We start from the raw sequence: 17,651 nt of genomic DNA, 5'->3' as shown, positions 1-17,651 counted from the left end.
TAGAATTTTGTGGGGGAGGAGGGTTCGAACCTCCAAATTCAACGTTATCAGTGTAGTGTTTTTCCAGTTAAACTATCCCCCGTATTGGTGAACAAAAGTATAGTTTTCCGTTTTGAAAAACAATTTTTCATATCTTTGCGCCAGAAAATTATGACAATACAAAGAGCACATATCAATGCAGAACTATTCGAAAGTCCTTCTAATAAAGGATTATTAGGATATGATTGGATGATATGGAATGAGGCGAAATGTGCTGACTTTGGAAATTATTTACTGTAAACCCGTAAAAAATTAATCAAAATATAACAGAAACGTCTCGAAAAATCGAGACGTTTTTTGTTTTTTAGGTCAGAAATTATTTAGAATGAAAAAAAATAACCATAAACATGAAAAATTTTTAATTAACAATGCAACTTTAATACAATAAAATAGAGTGATAAGTAACCCGATGAGAGACAGTCATTTAGGTAATTAATATATCTGCAAAATATTGCGGACAGAAATCGCTTATTCTTAAAATTGGATGTAAGTATTTGATTTTCAATTATTTAATTTAAAAATTTATTTGCGGATTCCAAAAAATCATATTTACTTTGCAACCGAAAATTGAAAGCAACAGGTTTTCAGGATTCAACAAAAAATAATTTAAAAGCAAAACAAAAATAAAATGAAACAATTGCATAACATACTCAATCAGTATTCAGAACTATTCGGACAGGAACCGGCAGGGAGAGTGTGTAGTTATGATAGTGAAATTGTGGATAAAAGGTGCTTATATACGTGGATCAGCTAATGATCTTTCACGTCACAATATAAACGAGCGCCTCCCAAAAAGAGGCGCTTTTTTTATGGTTTCTTTAGCTTATTTGGTAAAGCACCGGTCTGTGGAACCGGAGAACAGGGTTCGATCCCCGGAGATACCCAATTAATCTCATAGCTTAAGGCAGAATATCGGAATTGACCCGAAGGTTGTTTAGGGTTCAAGTCCTTCTGAGATAGCAAAATGGCTTCATAGCTCAACTGGATAGAGCATGGGTTTTCTAAACCCAGGGTTACAGGTTCGAATCCTGTTGAGGTCACAAAAGGAGAGTAGGCAAATATTGGTTTGTTGCGGCTTACTGCTAATAAGTTCTATGACAGTAGTGAAGGTTCGATTCCTTTGCTCTCCGCAAAAAAGGTCTATTGAGGTAATGGTAACCTGCCCGACTGTCTCTTGGGCACTGCGAGTTCGATTCTCGCATAGACCGCAAAGATTCGTAGAAAATCTCCGCTCCGGCTGTCTCCCGGAAAAGAATGGAAATGAATCTGCAAAACTGGAAAGATAACGGTGGTTGTTTACCCGCCTTGGACGCGGGAGGTCGCAAGTTCGAATCTTGCTTTCCAGACAAAATGATTAGTAATAAATAATCAGTAATAAATAGAAAGTAGTTTTTGCTATTCATCATCACTAATTACTATAAAACCGCCGCGGGAATGGTGGAACGGTAGACACACTTGATTTAGGATCAAGGCGCTGAGGGTTCGAATCCCTCTTCCCGTACAAATGATTTTGTAGCTCAATGGTAGAGCGCTGGTCTGTTAAACCAGAAGTTGAAAGTTCGAATCTTTCCAAAATCGCAGTAACTGAATGTTAATTGTTTCAGGAGAAAAATAAAAGTTTGTCGAGAGCAGAAGATCTTTACACCAAAACATAAAAATACAGACAAACTTTTTCTTTCTCAATCATAACAGTTAGAAGCTAAAAAAATATGATTAATACAATTTTAGGTAAAAATAAAGTCTGTCAAGCGCAGAAGTTCAAACACAAAAATAGAACAGGCTTTGTTTTTTTGAATAATAGGCATTAAAAATTACTCATATTAAAATCTGATGGTTCGCCGAAGTGGAAGAGTCGGGGCGGTCTGCAAAACCGTTGCGTGAGCTGAGTGGGTTTGAATCCCATAACCATCTCAAAGTAAAATTGTAAGTGAATAGAACAAAGTATTCATCACTTATAAGAATAAAGAATATCCTTTATTAGAAAAGAAAAATGTCTGTCAAGAGCAGAAGATCTTTAAGCCAAAACACAAAATACAGACAGGCTTTTTCTTTTTATCAATAATGAGCAATAAGTAAAGAATGATAGAAAAGTAATTTTCATCATTACTCATTACTTATAAAAATCTGGAAGTACGCCGAAGTTGGAGAGTCGGGGCAGACTGTAAATCTGTTGCTTCATTGCTGAGTAGGTTCGAATCCTACTACTTCCACCCAACCTCTGATAATGTAATGGCAGCATGCAGGAACTATACTCTTGTTGTTTAGGTTCGATTCCTAGTCAGTTGGTCAAAGAGAAGAAAATATTAAATGCTCAATATAATTTTCGAAAGAAAGGCTTGTCAAGCGTAGAAGTTCTTTTTGTTAAGCAAATTTAAGACAAGCTTGTTCTTTTTTAATAATGAACAATAAGTAATTAACGATATAAAGTAGTTATTATCATGACTCATCACCAATTACTCATTGCTTATAAAATGCTCTATTCGTCTAACGGTAAGGACGCCTGCCTTTCGAGCAGAAAATAAGGGTTCGATTCCCTTATAGAGTACTGGATGTGAATAACTGGTCAATATTAAATTGATTTTAATACCATGAAAGTTCAGATAAAAAAATGGCCAGTTACCATTCACACAAATAAAGAAAAGAGAAAAGGTTTGTCAAGCGCAGAAGATCAAACAAAAAATATAGACAGCCTTTTACTTTTTTAATAATGAACAATAAGTAATGAATGCTAGAAAGAGGTTCTTGTCATTACTTATCAATCAATTATCATTTATGAATTATAAAAAGTATAGAACTTAAATATGTAAAAAAAAATGGAAACGCAACAACAAACATGGCAGAATATGACCGGAAAAATTTTCCAACACTCTATCGCACAGCTGGTAGAAGAAGCCATTATTCGCGAACAGGCAAACGGACATCGTCTGAAAGTATGTGTGGGATCAGACTCTCACGTATATGGAGAAGCTATTAATTATGCTACGGCAGTAGTATTTATTCGTGAAGGAAAAGGAGCGTTTACCTTTATCAGAAAAGAAAGAGAAATACAGACCATCAGTATCAAAGAGAGAATGCTGAATGAAGTCAACAAATCTGTTGAAATTGCTTATGCAATCTGTTCTGTATTGGACATTTATGGAGTGGAAATGGAGGTACACGCAGACATTAATACCGATCCTGATTTTAAATCCAATGTCGCATTAAAAGACGCCATGGGATATATTCTGGGAATGGGCTATGTGTTTAAAGCAAAACCTTTTGCCTTTGCAAGCTCCAATTGTGCCGATATGATGGTATAATATGAGGCTGGAAGCTGGAAGTTTTAACGTTATAAATGAACTTCCATCTTCCATCCTAAAAATTAAATAATAAAAACTAATAACCATGTATTTTTTAATTCAGTCTAATGTGTATTTAGATCCGGATCATTACAAAATTTTTAACGCGTTGGAAGAATTGAATATTGATTATGATGTTATCAATATTCCGCCAACGGCAGATAAAATAGACTTTGAAACAGATAGGAAAGATGTTTTTGTATATGGTTCGGTGACGATTGCAAGATTGGCGAAACAGAATTCAGACTGGGTTCCAGGTTCTTTTTACGGAGGTAACCATTTATATGAGGTCTATTCTCAGCATTATGGTGAGAACCTTTTGAATCATAAAGTTTCTATTCATCCAATTTCGGAAGAATTATCGTGGAAAAAAGGTGAAGAAAAATTCATCAAACCATACAGTGAAGCGAAAATTTTTACAGGAAAAGTTTTTACAGAAACCGAATGGAAGGATTTTGTGTTTGAAGGACTGCAAAATCAAAACAACAGAATTACAACGGATTCTTTAATTCAGAGCTCTGAAGCAAAACGAACCATAAAAGAAGCAAGACTTTGGATCGTTGGTGGGCAAATCGTCGATGGCGGCTATTACAGATTTAATGATAATGCTCCTTTCGAAGAAAACGTATCACAGGACGGATTAGATTTTGCGAAAAAAATGATTCAACTGTTTACTCTCGAAGAAGCTTTTGTAATGGACATTTGTTTAACGGATGAAGGCTGGAAAATCGTTGAAATAAACTGTATCAACAGTTCCGGATTCTACCCCAATACCAACGTGAAAAGTGTGATCAAAGCATTGAATCTCTACTTTTCAAATTAAAAAAACAAAGACATGCTTTTGTATGATAAAATTACAGTAATAGACATAGAAGCTACATGCTGGGAAGACGAAAAGCCCCCTGAAAATCAGGAAAGGGAAATCATTGAAATCGGAATCTGCAAGCTGAATATGTCAGATGGAAGTATCGAAGATAAAAGAAGTTATTTCGTAAAACCTTACAAATCCGAAGTAAGTGAGTATTGTACAAAACTTACCGGAATTACAGCAGAAAAACTGGAAAAAGAAGGAATCTCTTTTCAGGAAGCCTGTTCAAGAATAAAGAACAGGTACAATTCTCTGGTCAGAACCTATTCAGCATACGGAGGATTTGATAAGGAAATTATTGAAAATCAATGTAGAGAATTGGGAACAAGATTCCCTTTTAGTGACACTTATATTGATTTGAAAATACTCATAAGTTTAATGAAAGGAGAAAAGCCCAAAGGTCTTTTAAAAGAACTCCAGTTCAGAAATCTTGAATTTGAAGGGAATAACCACAGCGGAGCAGATGATGCTTATAATACCGCCAAACTATTATATAGCGTGTTAAGAAAATAACACACCAAAAAACTAAAAACATGACTCACAATAGAATAGCCGTTATCGGTTTACACGAACAGGAATACGAATATATACGACAACATTATGATGGTCTTATGATCTGGCATCAATCCATTCCGATGATTAAAGTAGTGGACGGAACATTATATGTCGAAAAAGCTCAGGGAGTAGGAATGCTTCCTGTAGATAAAGTGGTGTATCACGGGATTTTTGAAGAAGATCTTGATCTTATCGCCGGGTTGACAATTTGGAATGGCCCATGCTTTCCAAATGCATACGGAATGCTGGAATGCCGGTTGAAAATTCCTTGTCTTGCCAAAGCGATGAAGTATTCAAAATTCAATTCCCAAAGAGGATTTATTTCGGCAGGAGCTTATGTGAATACCGATAGAGAGATGGTTGCAAAGTGGGGAAACTGGCATTGTGGAGAAAACAAGCATAAGTTTACAGGAAGTTGGGAAAGTACAGAAAACAGCATATTGGAGCCTTATTTTGAGGGAGATGCTGTAAGAATTTTAAACATAGGCGAAAAATCCTGGCAGATTAAGCTAGAAGGTGATACGTGGTTAAAATCCATACATCCGGACGATGCCCAATTCATGGAAATGGATGCGGAACTTTTACAGGATACTTTAATGTTGAAAGATAAAATAGGAATGGATGTTATCGCGAATGATTATATCATTCAGAAAAACGGAAACAAACATTTATTAGAAATTAATCATATTCCTAATATTACAAGGTTCGAAGAAGTCAGAATGCACTTTTTGAAGACCGTTGTAGATTGGATTGATGAAGACTAAGTTAAAACTAAAACCATGGAAATGACCAAAAGACTATTGTTTCTGGATGATATCCGATATCCTATTGAGGCGTATCGTTATACCAAACAGGACATTTTTCTCAGAAGAGACTGGCATATTGTTCGGAATTACGATCAGTTTGTCAGCAGGATTCAGGAAAAAGGACTGCCGGAAATGATTTCTTTTGACCATGATCTTGCAGATGAGCATTATCTGAAAACAGATACTGGTGAATTTGTGGAAAAAAATGGCTATGACTGTGCAAAATGGCTGATAGAATACTGTATGGATAATTATTTAGACTTACCTAAATTCTATTGCCACTCCATGAACCCTGTAGGAAAAGAAAATATTGAAAGACTTTTAAAAAACTTTAAAAAATTGTAATGGACATTTTCAGACCTATTCAGGATATTAAAAATCATCTCAGCCTCAGCTTTAATGCACAAAGACACATTACCCAAATGGAAAATAACCAGTCAGAAATGACAAAAAACTAAAAAAATGATTTTCAAAACATATAACTCTATAGAAAATGCTTACCAAACCCGTATGATCGATCAGATCAGATTGCAGGGCTTTGGGGATGAGGTTTTCATCGTGCAGGAAAAAGTTCATGGCGCTAATTTCTCTTTCTTTACCGACGGAAAGGAGATTAAGATCGCAAAAAGAACAGCTTTTATTGAAAAAGATGAAAAATTTTACAATGCACATCAAATTTTGGAACAGTACAGAAAAAATGTAATTAATTTGTTTCAAAAAGTGAAAACAATATACCCGGACGTTGAAACAGTAGTCATTTACGGTGAATTGTTCGGTGGCAGTTACAAACATAAAGAAGTAGAACCCGTGAAAGATGCGATAAGAGTGCAGGCAGGAATTGAATATGCACCTTACAACGATTTTTATGCATTCGACATTAAGTTGAATGGGGTAACTTATTTAGATGCAGATATTATCAACTCAATTTTTGAGGAGGCGGGATTTTTCTATGCTAAAACCTTGTTTGAAGGAACTTTAGAAGAAGCATTGAGGTTCCCGAATGTTTTCAATTCTAAAATCCCAACCTGGTTAGGATTTCCGGAAATGAATAATATGTGTGAAGGAACCATTATCAAGACCTTAAAAACCAGATATTTCGGTAATGGAGCCAGAGTCATTCTGAAAAATAAGAATGAAAAATGGATTGAAAAATCTAAAATGGTCAAAAAAGAAAATAAAATTGTTCAGAAACAGCTTCATTTCAGCGAAACAGCTCAAAATATCTGGGAAGAAATCCAACATTATGTAACAGCAAACAGACTGAATAATGTGGTGAGCAAAATTGGTGAATTTGAACCCAAAATGATAGGGAAAGTCATAGGCCTTTTTGCACAGGATATTTTAGAAGATTTTGAAAAAGATTTTCCGGCAGTTTTTACAACCATTGAAAAAGATGAGCAGAAAAAGATCAACAAAAAGTTGAATTCTTTAGTCATAGATTGTATAAAAGAAGAGTTGATGACTCTTAAAGTTTAGTTTCGGTAATTCATTACCGGAACTTTTTTATGTATAAACCCAACCACAAACGTTGAAGTATTGAATACTCACAAATATCTCAGTTGAAGACGTGAAAATTCCCTTTCTCTGAAGGGGAAGCAAAAATTTTTAATTTTTGACGGGGTGGTTTAAAAAGAAAAGAAATGTTACAGGCAGAAATAAAAAGTCTCTTAAAAGAAGATATCAGTATATTAATAAAAGTTCCAAACTCAGCAAAGCATTATGTATGTGATTGTGGAGAAGCAAGTTTATTAACGGTAAAGGAAGCACAGGCGATATCGGCGATATTCATCAGCCATACTCATATCGATCATTTCTCAAATTTTGACGGAATTTTCAGACATCATGTTGGTAGTGGAGAAAAAGTCGTTATCTGTGGGCCGAGAAATATTCATCAGCAAATTGAAGCAAGATTAAAATCTTATACATGGAATTTAATAGATGAAAATGCTATTGAATATGAGATCCGTGAAATTGTTTCCAAAGAAGAAATCAATGTCTACACTATTCGTCCGCCTTACTGGAATCTTGAATATGTAAAGACACAGAATATTCTTTTTGAAGATGAATATGTAAATGTAGATTTTGCAATTCTGGACCACAAAACAGATTCTATTGCTTATCTGTTTAAAGAAAAAGATTCTGTAACGTTCCATGAAAATGTCTCTGATTTTAAGAAAGGAAAATGGATCAGCGAATTGAAAACAGCCTTTGAAAATAATGATCCGGATAAAGAAATTGAAATAGAAGGAACACTGTATAAAGCATTAGGTCTGTTTCATTTGCTGACCAGAAATGAAGGCTATAAATTAGGAGTTATCATGGATCACGCAGCAGATGAAGACAATTATAAAAAGATAAAAGATGTTTTCAATCATGCAGATATGGTGTACATTGAAACATTTTACAAAGACGAAGATCAGGAATTTGCCAAGATGAATCACCACAGTTTTGCCTCTGCATCAGGAAAGATTATGAAGGAATGTAAGGTAAAAGAAGCCATTCCTATCCATTTTTCAAGAAGATATACTGAAAACGACCAGCAGGAAATTGAAACCGCTTTTTATAAAGCATTTAGAAACTAAAAACCCTCAAAATTCCCCTCTTCACAAAAACCTCAGTTGAAGACGTGATATTCCCCTCCTCCGAAGGGCTGTCAAATCTACGATTTGAAGGGGTGGTTCTAGGAGCAACTAACAACAAAAAAATTAAAAAAAATGAAACCCAATATATTTTTCACAGCAGACCATCATTTTGGTCACGAAAATATTATAAAATTCTCCGAAAGGCCCTTTGAGTCTATGGAGCATATGAATCAAGAACTCATTAAAAGATGGAATGAGAGAATCAATCCCGGAGATACAGTCTACCATTTAGGAGATTTCAGTCTTGGAAAACCGGACTTTACAAAGGAAATCTTAGATCAATTGAATGGAAATATCCATTTGATCAAAGGTAATCATGAAGGTGCAGCTTTAACGTATCCCAAACGATTTGCATCCATCAGAGATTATCACGAATTGAAAATTGATGAACCAGATAATCAAAACGGAAAACAGAAAATCATTCTCTTCCATTACGCAATGCGTACCTGGAATGGTTCACACCGCGGAGTCTGGCAGTTATACGGACACTCACACGGAACATTGCCGGATGATGAAATGGCATTAAGTTTCGATGTGGGGGTAGATTGCCATGATTTTTATCCGATTTCCTACGAAGAAGTTAAGGAAATCATGAAAAAGAAAAAATGGACCCCGCGATTCGGTCCCCGAGAGTAATTTTTAAGACAACCATGAAAACAACTAATGAAATAATAATTGTCGATTTGGAAGCAACCTGTTGGGAAAACGACAGGATTCCAATCGCGCAACAAGTTGATATTATCGAAATGGGAATTTGTAAGTTGGATCTGATATCCAATATCATCTCCCAAAAACAAAGCATTTATGTAATTCCCGAAAGATCAGAAATCAATAGATTTTGTACAAAACTAACGGGAATTACACCGCAGCTGATAGAAGAAAAAGGAATCTATTTTGAAGAAGCCTGTGAGAAAATCAGAGATGAATATCATCCTGAATCTCTCACCTGGGCCGGATACGGAAACTTCGACAGAGAGCAGATCATCGAACAAAGCGATTGGCTCGGAATAGAAAACCCTTTTTCAGGACAATACATTGATGTGATGTATGAATTCAAAAGACATTTCAGGCTGTATAAATCTATCGGACTGAAAAGAGCCCTGGATTATCTGAAAATAGATTTCGAAGGAAATCATCACAGCGGAGCAGACGATGCTTACAATACAGCCAAAATTCTTAATAGGATTTTGGAATAATAATCCGGATGGAAGCAGAAATTTAAAAACAATAAATGGCTTCTATCTTTTAACCTTAAATAAAAAACAATGAAAACAACAGAAAATATACTGATCATAGACCTTGAGGCCACATGTTGGGACAACCGCCCGCCACGGGGTCAGGAAAGTGAGATCATTGAAATCGGGGTTTGTATCATGAATGCAAAAACCGGTAAAATTTCTAAAAATGAAGGGATTTTAATAAAACCCCAATATTCGAAAGTGAGTCCGTTTTGTACAGAACTTACCACCCTTACCCAAAATATGTTGGATAGTGAGGGGATTATGCTGGATGATGCATTTGATATTCTGAGAGCAGAATACGACTCTGAAGAATTAACCTGGGCAAGCTATGGAAATTATGATCTGAATATGCTTCAGGATCAGGCCAGAAGATTTTATGTGGATTATCCCTTAAGCGATGATCACATTAATGTAAAAACCTTATTCGGAGAGACTCATCCTACAGTAAGAAAAAGTGTAGGCATGCAGAGAGCACTGAATGAACTTGGATTTAAATTAGACGGTACCCATCACAGAGGTGTGGATGATGCCCGAAATATTGCCAAAATTCTGCATTGGTGCATGCAGAATAATTAAACTGCAATACAGAGAATATAATTGATGCTGAGAGACTGTTCCAAAAGGTTCAGTCTTTTTTTATATACCTTTTATTTTTATAATTTACCTTTGATAAAAATTGTATCCTTTGGAGGAGCTCGCCGGATTACTGGAACATACCAACAGAAGTGTATTCTTGACAGGAAAAGCAGGAACAGGAAAGACCACCTTTCTCAATAATTTTGTAAAGACAACACGTAAAAAGCATATCATTGTTGCTCCCACAGGGATTGCAGCGATCAATGCTGGCGGAGTAACCATACATTCGCTGTTTGCCATCCCTTCACGTACATTTGTTCCTACTACAGAACCCGTTGATCCTAATCTTGCAATGAATATCAATGAGCTGTTTCCTCACTTTAAATACAGAAAAGAAAAACTTGATCTTTTTCGGGAGATAGAATTGATTATCATTGATGAAGTATCCATGCTGAGAGCTGATTTATTAGATATGATAGATCATTCATTAAGAAGGGTGAGGCGGAACCAGTTGCCGTTTGGAGGAGTACAGTTATTGTTAATTGGTGACTTATATCAATTGCCACCTGTAGTAAGAGATGATTCAGAAAAGATTTTATCAAAATTCTATGAAACTCCGTTTTTCTTTTCAGCCAAAGCATTATACAATGTAAGATTAATTACAGTAGAATTAACGACAGTATACCGTCAGCAGGATGAAGAATTTTTGGAAATACTTAATGCTGTTCGGAATGCTGATTTCCATGAATTGGATTTTGAAAAGTTGAATTCCAGATACAATCCTGATTTTGAACCTGAAAATGAAACCTACATTCATTTATGTTCCCATAACCGCATCGCAGATCATATTAATCAGAAAAAGCTATCTGAGCTGGAGGAAGAGTCTCTGTTTTATAAAGCATCAGTGATTGGTGAATTTAAAGAAACTCAATATCCGATGGAGGAAACACTGGAACTTAAAGTAGGTTCCCAGATTATGTTTATCAGAAATGATTCCTCACCAGAAAAAAACTTTTATAATGGGAAGTTAGCCGAAATTTCTTATCTCGATGAAGACATCATAAAGGTCGTACTGGATGAAAGTAAGAAAGAAATTATTGTGACCACCGAAGTCTGGGAGCAGAAAAGATACACGCTGGATTCAGAAAAAAATATTAAAACAGAAGTATTGGGCAGCTTTGAACAATATCCCATACGGCTGGCATGGGCCGTTACCATTCATAAAAGTCAGGGATTGACGTTTGACCGGGTAATTATTGATGCCGGAAGATCCTTTGCGAGCGGACAGGTGTACGTGGCATTAAGCCGCTGCCGTACCCTGAATGGAATTGTTCTGAAATCTGAAATTTCACAGAATGCCATATTCAAGGACCGTAGAATTGAAGATTTTCAGGATTCTACCAATGCTAACGAAAGTTTACTCCAGATCATTGACCATGAAAAATATGATTATACACTGTATAAAGTTCAGATGACAGTAGATGCAGGCTGGTTAAAAGAAGCTGTAATGAACTGGAGAGAGATTACCTTTACTGTAGGAATACCAGATGCAGAGAAAGCGAATACTCTGTCTGATGATTTTGAAAGAGAAAGTGAATATCTATTTAGAATATCTCAAAAATTTAAAAAGGTCATCCGTTTGAAATTAACAGATTTTATATCCGGAGAAATTCAATGGAGTGAACTAGAAGAAAAATGCAGTGGTGCCATAAACTTTTTCTATAAAAATGTAGCAGAAAAGATCTTATTACCTTTAAAAAAGCTTTATTCAGAAACCATAGGGACCAAAGGTTTGAAAACTTTCAATGAAGAAACAAAAATGCTTCTGCATGATCTGGAAGAATATATTGAAAAGCTTAAGACCTGTTACCTGTTGGATGTACCTTTATTCGATAAAGAAATTGAAATGGATACTTCCACAACAATTGTTAAAAAGCCAACCCACATGATCACATTTGAGCTATTTGATGAAGGAATGCCCCCTTTTGAAATTGCTGAGAAACGAAACCTTACCCTGGCAACTGTTTACAGACACCTGGCAAAAATGGGATTAACAGAAGTAGAAAGAACTTTTAAACAATAATGGGTTGTAATATATTATTTGTTTTAATTATTTTTGAAGTATAGAAGGTTAATAGTATCCACTTCCCAGGTTCTGACTTTACAAAATCTACGTTAAAGAAATTCCAATTATAAATGAACTCTTCTGATATTTTATCTCATATATCTTAACAAAGAGAATTTAAATATGGACTGAAATAGCATTAGAAGCTGTTTTATTAACTTAAAATTTTGTTAAAAAATTCACTTTTTAGGGATAATTTATCGCCTATCAGTCAAATTTTTCTATTTTAGCCGCCAAGAATGAATTTATGCTTATTAACGAAGAGTTTAAAGCAATATATTTAAACTATAGAATCAAGGACATCATTCCTTTTCTTAAGAAACTTACACCCAAAGATAAACAAGAAGTTGCTGCCATTTTAAAGAAGAATATCAATAAAGAATGGGGGCACAATACAATATCGGTGTTGGCTGCTTTGGCATGCAGTAAAACAAAAGAAGAATATGAAAAGATGAGACCGGGATACCATTCCATTCCGGTAGAACTTGTTGATGATCTTTTTGAGGAGTATATTCCTGACTGGATTGGAGAAAGCCATCTTTTTCTTTATGGATTCGACTATCTGAAAGTCCTGGAATGGGTACAGAAAGAGTATCTTACCCTTCCCGATGACATCTGGGCATCATTGCTTTCCTCATCGTCGAGAGCAGAAGAAATATTTTCAGCATATCCGGTAACTCTGGAATTGCATATCTGGCTTTTGTTTGAACACGAATGCAGTATTACATCCAGTTATCAAAACAGAAGTTGGAAAGATGTTTTGAAAATCCTAGTAGAGGAAAAGAAAATTAACCGTTCAAGAATACTTAAAGCTAGTCTTGCGGCAATCAATTTTAATTTTTCAAAAGAACACAATACCTGGTTCCTTGAGTTTTTTGCTTATCTGGAGCCTGGTCATGAAGAAATTCTGGATTTGCAGGATGAACTGTTTATGATTTTTCATTCCACTCAATATTCATTATTTCCGGGAGTGATAAAAATTATCAATCCGATAATAGCAGAAAAAGATTTTAAAACAGAAGATTTTCTACAGGCTACTGCAACTTTAATGACCCTTCCCACCAAGAATATTGTCAATGCACTGCTCGTGGCTCTTGAAAAAATAGCCAAAGAAAATCAAACATATCATGAAGCCATATGTCTGTTCCTTTTGCCAGTATTCCTGAATAAAGATAAGGCACTTCAAACCAAAGGAGCCAAGATCATTGTTAAGTACGGAGATCTTTACTCAGAAAAAATCAGGGAAGAACTCACATTTTATAAAGAATTCCTTCTCTCTGATGCCCAGAATTTATTGAAAAAGTATCTTGTAGAAAAGGAAACCAAAGACAATAAGGAAGAAAGGAACTATGAGACAGTTCCATGGCATCTGTCACAGCCTATTCAATCAGTTGAAACTCTGGATGATTTTATTTTCCTGTCTTCTCAGTTATTTAATAATAATGAAAACCATCACATTGATCTGTTTTTAGATGCTTTGATTAAATTGAATGATAGTTTTGAAGAAGATCATTTCAGCCACCTTGAACCTGCCTTTAAAGCAGCATTCAAAAGAAAAGAAACCGTTGGTTTTCAACATTTGCTGGCCACTTTCCTGATCAATTACGGACTGTTGAAACAAAAAAAGAAATCGCAGGTCTTATTGGATGCACATCTGGGCTTTCCAACGCTGGAAAACTGGAGTGAAAAAAGAACCCCTCTTATTTTCAAAGCCTACCATCAGCTGCTGTTAGGAATTTTTGAATTTTTAAAACAGAATAAAAAGCTTCCGTTACTTTCAGTTCCGGATCATACTCCTTGCTGGATCAGTATTCACACGCTTATTGACAAATTAAAGATCTATCAGGAACAGAATGAAAAACCTATTCCTTTTGATCTGCAGATTGCAATACTCCGGGTGAAAAAAGAAAATCTGAAAAAAGGAGAACAATACGCAAAACAACAGCTTAAAGAAGAATATTTCGAATTCCTTAGCCCTGTCTTCGAGCAGACTTATTTTACAGATCATTACGAGAAAGAATATCTAGATGGTAATTTCAGTTGGAAGCTGGATTATAAGAAAATCTATAAATGGAATAATACTGAGGAAGTAGCTCAGTCATTACTCTCTCTTGAGAATCATAAAGAACTTCCTGAAAATGCTTCATTCCTGAATTATTTTTTCAACTCCTATCATACCCTTGATCAGGATGATCTGATCCGGGCATTATATACGGTTCCTTATTTTTCGGGATCTGTAACGGCAAGAAAATACAATGGAGATTTATCCTGTGCTATGTACCAGTATGATGTAAAAGGGAATATAGAATTTCTTGACGCATGGATGAAACTGGATCTCCCATTTCAGCCTGTACATTATTTATTCCTGTCAGCAGGATTATTTCATAAAGATAAAACATTCTCTGGTATAGCTTTTGAAGTACTTATAAACAAGGCTGTTTCAGAAGATTTTAATATCCAGGAACTGGGAATTATAATCGGTAAAAAGATCAATTTTGAGTGGGCGCCGGTAAAACGGTTTACAGATGGTCTTTCCGGATTTATTAATCTGAGTACCAGTCATAACAAAGCCTTTGAGAGGCTGCTGATATCCATTCTTTCAGCAGTTGAGAAACCGGTTTTCAATCTTAAGAAGCTGCTGGAGCTTTATTATGAGTTGCTAAACCAAAACCGGACAGCAGTAGATGAAAAAGTCTCAGAAGTCCTTAAAGAATGGGAAAACGAAAATAACCTGAAAAAAATTATACTTCAAATTAAAACAAATGAAAGAAAGACTTTATGAGATCCTTAATGAGGAAAAAATACATGAGATTGTCCCTTTTTTGAAACAGCTTACAGCAGAGGAAAAGCAGACATTAGTACCTACGATAAAAAAAATGGATCGTGAGATCAATAAGATTGTCATGACCAAAAATTCTTACCATACTGCAGGTTCAGTCAATCAGCATTCCATCATTGATATTGCATCATTTGTCTGTATGGACCAAAAAAACTTTGGTAAAAACTATTGGAGTCTTTTCCGTAATATAGAACAGACAGAGCAGATTCTGGAATGGGGCTGCCCGGATTGGTTCTCCGATTTTATCAATGATTCTATTGATGCTGAATTTACGGCTTTTAATTATCAGCATATTTTAGGATGGACAGAAAAAGGATACATCAGGCCGAAACCAGAATTGCTGGGGCATCACCTGAGCAATTATCCTGCTGATCTTGATCAGTATCCCGAAACACTCAGTACCCACTTTTGGTATCTGTGCGAATATCCGTCCAAATCATTACCCTTCCAGAAAGAATGGTCCCCATTAGTACAAAAGCTGGTTACAGAGCAAAAAATCGACAGAAAAAGATTTTTAAGAGAATGTCTGCTGGCTTCCAACAGAAACTTTAATAAAAACGTGACAGGCTGGTTTATGGACGCCTTTACGAGCTTAAAACCCACAGAAGCAGAACTGGTAGAATTACAGGATGAGTTACTGGGCGGGTTAGCCTCTGCACAGTCAAAAGCAGTTAATACCATCCTTATACATCTTAAAAAAATGGTAGGAAATCCTGCCTTTAAAAATGATGAATTTGCACATTACCTTCCCAATCTATTGAGTGTTGAGGTTAAAACAGTTGTCATGGGCAGCCTGAGTTTAACCGAAAAGATCTTCCAGCATAGAAGACTGGATCCTGAAACATTAGGAATTGCCCTAACCTCTGCATTTGTATGCAAAGATGACAGTATACAGTCAAAGGCAGCAAAAATTATCCTTAAATATATTCCTCCATCCAAAGCAATAAAAGAGTCTCTTTCCCATTATTCAGATAATATACTGACGAATGTACGTTCTCTTTTAGAAACTTATATAGAAGAAAAGCCGCAGGAATTAGAAGCGATGGTCTCAGAAAAGCTTCCTTTGATTACAGAAGAAAATAAAGTTAAAGTACTTGAAAGCTTTGAAGATCTGATGTTCTTCCTTCCTTTGGCCATAGAAGATCCATATAGTCATCATTGTGATACTGCTTTGTCCGGATTCGCTTACTTTGCCAATGACGTAAATGAAGAATCTGTAAAACTCATAGAGCCGGTATTTCTGAAAGCTTGTAAAACCATTGCAAAATGGGAAGTTCCTTATCTGAATGTCCTGTTATGTAACCTGATTATTAATTACGGATTGAATTTATTGGAAAAATATCCTGTTCAGCTTAAAAATCTGGAAAAAATATATCAGAAAACCAGTCAGGAGGAGGCTGCAAGGGAAGCTTATTCAAACTATCATAAAAAGCTTGGTCCCATTGGAAAAGTAGGAGCAGGAAGTCCTGTCATGAAAGCTTTTAAAGAACTTGCAATATACACTTATGAAAAAATAAAAGCGGGTGACAGTGTTCCATTGCTGTTTGCAATTACCCACGCACCTTGTTGGATTTCTCCGGTTACTTTAGTGGAAAGGCTGGAGGTCTATCAGAACAAAAATATTGAACCTCATCATCTGGATATGCAGCTGGCACTCCAGCGATGTGCTCTGGATAATACATCTGAAGCATTACAGCTGGCTGAGAAAAAATTAAAAGGAGAATATAAAGAATTATTACTTTTCTTCTTTGGTAAAAATACTGAACCAAAAGGGAAATTCGAACATCCTGCATGGTGGATGACAGCCGGGATTACACGCTCTCCTGAAAAGGTATTCAAAGAATTCAGTAGCTTCGAATATCATACAATTCCAACAGAATTCTTTTCAGGAATTTATAAATGGAAAACCATAGACAGTAAGAAAAATTCATACTATCCTGCCGAACTGAATATTGAGATTCCAAAATATCATGTTGAAAAAAGAAAAGATCCTCTGCTTCTGGAGTATTTTATTGCTGAGCCGAGAGAACTTTCCGAAACCCTTGGTATGATGTGGTGTTTCCCGAATACCCTTGGTAATGTTTTGGCAAAAGTGATCAAAAGCTGTCTTTTCTATTCCGGTATTGCAGAAGTGTATGAAAGAAATCTGGTGCTGAATACAGTACAGGCCCTTTATCAGGTTAAAAAACCTTTGGATGAAATGGGATATCTTTTCCTGGGAACGGTTCTTCTGGATGGTGATAAAACCATCCGTGGAACTGCTGCTGAAATCTGGCTGGAACATGTCTCCTATAAGATGATAGACAATGCACAGCTGGGAAAAGTGATAGGAATCCATGAAAAACTGGAATGGGCACCCGTAAAAAGATTAACAGATCTTATTCAGCATCAGATGCTGAATGTAAGTAAAAATCATAATATTGCACTGGAGGAATTAATCTCCAATATCCTGCTTCAGATGGAAGACCCAATCACCAACCTGAGGAAGCTGCTGGAGGTGTATCATGAAGTATTGGCACTAAATCAGTCACAAGCCAATAAAAAAGTAATTGAGAAACTTAACGACTGGAAAGAAAACTCGAGCCTGAAGAAAATCTGCAATCATCTTCTAAAAAAATAAAT

General features: G+C 35.7%; 14 protein-coding genes and 11 tRNA genes. 24 read left to right on the top strand and 1 reads right to left on the bottom strand.

Annotated features, from left to right (window positions below):
• Window positions 1-9: 9 nt before the first annotated feature.
• Window positions 10-82, bottom strand: a tRNA-Ile gene (locus WH267_RS01260).
• A gap of 68 nt (window positions 83-150) precedes the next feature.
• On the opposite strand from WH267_RS01260, the gene WH267_RS01255 reads away from it, so the two are divergent.
• The 24 genes from WH267_RS01255 (at window position 151) to WH267_RS01140 (ending at window position 17,649) form a co-directional block, all read left to right on the top strand.
• Window positions 151-279: a penicillin-binding protein gene (locus WH267_RS01255; RefSeq protein WP_165852250.1), complete on the top strand. Its 129-nt coding sequence runs from the start codon at window positions 151-153 to the stop codon at window positions 277-279.
• Window positions 280-856: 577 nt separating this feature from the next.
• Window positions 857-924: transfer RNA gene (locus tag WH267_RS01250), tRNA-His, on the top strand.
• 81 nt (window positions 925-1,005) lie between these two features.
• A tRNA-Arg gene (locus WH267_RS01245) sits at window positions 1,006-1,079 on the top strand.
• Window positions 1,080-1,084: 5 nt separating this feature from the next.
• A tRNA-Ser gene (locus WH267_RS01240) sits at window positions 1,085-1,169 on the top strand.
• Between the two features lie 7 nt (window positions 1,170-1,176).
• A tRNA-Asp gene (locus WH267_RS01235) sits at window positions 1,177-1,247 on the top strand.
• 66 nt (window positions 1,248-1,313) lie between these two features.
• A tRNA-Pro gene (locus WH267_RS01230) sits at window positions 1,314-1,385 on the top strand.
• Window positions 1,386-1,467: 82 nt separating this feature from the next.
• Window positions 1,468-1,540: transfer RNA gene (locus tag WH267_RS01225), tRNA-Leu, on the top strand.
• A gap of 5 nt (window positions 1,541-1,545) precedes the next feature.
• Window positions 1,546-1,617, top strand: a tRNA-Asn gene (locus WH267_RS01220).
• Between the two features lie 251 nt (window positions 1,618-1,868).
• Window positions 1,869-1,950, top strand: a tRNA-Cys gene (locus tag WH267_RS01215).
• Window positions 1,951-2,165: 215 nt separating this feature from the next.
• Window positions 2,166-2,249: transfer RNA gene (locus tag WH267_RS01210), tRNA-Tyr, on the top strand.
• Window positions 2,250-2,512: 263 nt separating this feature from the next.
• Window positions 2,513-2,584 (top strand) — tRNA-Glu (locus WH267_RS01205).
• Window positions 2,585-2,852: 268 nt separating this feature from the next.
• Window positions 2,853-3,338 (top strand): ribonuclease H-like YkuK family protein, encoded by a 486-nt coding sequence (locus tag WH267_RS01200; RefSeq protein ID WP_115971972.1) that lies wholly within the window; start codon window positions 2,853-2,855, stop codon window positions 3,336-3,338.
• Between the two features lie 85 nt (window positions 3,339-3,423).
• Complete coding sequence (locus tag WH267_RS01195; RefSeq protein WP_115971971.1) at window positions 3,424-4,200, top strand: ATP-grasp domain-containing protein; 777 nt, start codon at window positions 3,424-3,426, stop codon at window positions 4,198-4,200.
• A gap of 12 nt (window positions 4,201-4,212) precedes the next feature.
• Window positions 4,213-4,758: a 3'-5' exonuclease gene (locus tag WH267_RS01190; protein WP_115971970.1), complete on the top strand. Its 546-nt coding sequence runs from the start codon at window positions 4,213-4,215 to the stop codon at window positions 4,756-4,758.
• Between the two features lie 20 nt (window positions 4,759-4,778).
• Window positions 4,779-5,564, top strand: coding sequence for a hypothetical protein (locus WH267_RS01185; protein WP_115971969.1), 786 nt, complete (start codon window positions 4,779-4,781; stop codon window positions 5,562-5,564).
• A gap of 15 nt (window positions 5,565-5,579) precedes the next feature.
• Window positions 5,580-5,951 carry a cyclic-phosphate processing receiver domain-containing protein gene (locus WH267_RS01180; RefSeq protein WP_340004922.1) on the top strand — a complete coding sequence of 124 codons (372 nt, stop codon included), beginning with the start codon at window positions 5,580-5,582 and terminating at the stop codon, window positions 5,949-5,951.
• Window positions 5,952-6,068: 117 nt separating this feature from the next.
• Window positions 6,069-7,082: an RNA ligase, Rnl2 family gene (locus WH267_RS01175; RefSeq protein ID WP_340004920.1), complete on the top strand. Its 1,014-nt coding sequence runs from the start codon at window positions 6,069-6,071 to the stop codon at window positions 7,080-7,082.
• A 164-nt stretch (window positions 7,083-7,246) separates the two neighbouring features.
• Window positions 7,247-8,188, top strand: a complete 942-nt coding sequence (locus WH267_RS01170; RefSeq protein ID WP_340004918.1) for a peptidase — start codon at window positions 7,247-7,249, stop codon at window positions 8,186-8,188.
• Between the two features lie 132 nt (window positions 8,189-8,320).
• Window positions 8,321-8,884: a metallophosphoesterase family protein gene (locus WH267_RS01165; protein WP_340004917.1), complete on the top strand. Its 564-nt coding sequence runs from the start codon at window positions 8,321-8,323 to the stop codon at window positions 8,882-8,884.
• Between the two features lie 14 nt (window positions 8,885-8,898).
• A complete protein-coding gene (locus WH267_RS01160; protein WP_340004915.1) occupies window positions 8,899-9,444 on the top strand; it encodes a 3'-5' exonuclease in 546 nt (181 codons plus the stop codon).
• Window positions 9,445-9,513: 69 nt separating this feature from the next.
• Complete coding sequence (locus WH267_RS01155; protein WP_115971963.1) at window positions 9,514-10,065, top strand: 3'-5' exonuclease; 552 nt, start codon at window positions 9,514-9,516, stop codon at window positions 10,063-10,065.
• Between the two features lie 100 nt (window positions 10,066-10,165).
• Window positions 10,166-12,148 (top strand): AAA family ATPase, encoded by a 1,983-nt coding sequence (locus tag WH267_RS01150; protein ID WP_445223260.1) that lies wholly within the window; start codon window positions 10,166-10,168, stop codon window positions 12,146-12,148.
• Between the two features lie 289 nt (window positions 12,149-12,437).
• Window positions 12,438-14,972, top strand: coding sequence for a DUF6493 family protein (locus WH267_RS01145; RefSeq protein WP_340004910.1), 2,535 nt, complete (start codon window positions 12,438-12,440; stop codon window positions 14,970-14,972).
• Window positions 14,953-17,649, top strand: a complete 2,697-nt coding sequence (locus WH267_RS01140) for a DUF6493 family protein (protein ID WP_340004908.1) — start codon at window positions 14,953-14,955, stop codon at window positions 17,647-17,649. The genes WH267_RS01145 and WH267_RS01140 overlap by 20 nt, the downstream gene beginning before the upstream one ends.
• The last annotated feature ends 2 nt before the right edge of the window (window positions 17,650-17,651 follow it).

This window comes from Chryseobacterium sp. MYb328 (assembly GCF_037572595.1).
Taxonomy (GTDB): domain Bacteria; phylum Bacteroidota; class Bacteroidia; order Flavobacteriales; family Weeksellaceae; genus Chryseobacterium; species Chryseobacterium pennae.
This window is presented reverse-complemented; position numbering and strand designations above follow the sequence as displayed.

Bases quoted from the DNA above. Each gene is read 5' to 3' on its own strand.
- WH267_RS01160 (WP_340004915.1), top strand. From the start codon at position 8,899: ATGAAAACAACTAATGAAATAATAATTGTCGATTTGGAAGCAACCTGT.
- WH267_RS01155 (WP_115971963.1), top strand. From the start codon at position 9,514: ATGAAAACAACAGAAAATATACTGATCATAGACCTTGAGGCCACATGT.
- WH267_RS01180 (WP_340004922.1), top strand. From the start codon at position 5,580: ATGGAAATGACCAAAAGACTATTGTTTCTGGATGATATCCGATATCCT.
- WH267_RS01185 (WP_115971969.1), top strand. From the start codon at position 4,779: ATGACTCACAATAGAATAGCCGTTATCGGTTTACACGAACAGGAATAC.
- WH267_RS01195 (WP_115971971.1), top strand. From the start codon at position 3,424: ATGTATTTTTTAATTCAGTCTAATGTGTATTTAGATCCGGATCATTAC.
- WH267_RS01200 (WP_115971972.1), top strand. From the start codon at position 2,853: ATGGAAACGCAACAACAAACATGGCAGAATATGACCGGAAAAATTTTC.
- WH267_RS01165 (WP_340004917.1), top strand. From the start codon at position 8,321: ATGAAACCCAATATATTTTTCACAGCAGACCATCATTTTGGTCACGAA.
- WH267_RS01190 (WP_115971970.1), top strand. From the start codon at position 4,213: ATGCTTTTGTATGATAAAATTACAGTAATAGACATAGAAGCTACATGC.
- WH267_RS01170 (WP_340004918.1), top strand. From the start codon at position 7,247: ATGTTACAGGCAGAAATAAAAAGTCTCTTAAAAGAAGATATCAGTATA.
- WH267_RS01175 (WP_340004920.1), top strand. From the start codon at position 6,069: ATGATTTTCAAAACATATAACTCTATAGAAAATGCTTACCAAACCCGT.
- WH267_RS01140 (WP_340004908.1), top strand. From the start codon at position 14,953: ATGAAAGAAAGACTTTATGAGATCCTTAATGAGGAAAAAATACATGAG.
- WH267_RS01255 (WP_165852250.1), top strand. From the start codon at position 151: ATGACAATACAAAGAGCACATATCAATGCAGAACTATTCGAAAGTCCT.
- WH267_RS01145 (WP_340004910.1), top strand. From the start codon at position 12,438: ATGCTTATTAACGAAGAGTTTAAAGCAATATATTTAAACTATAGAATC.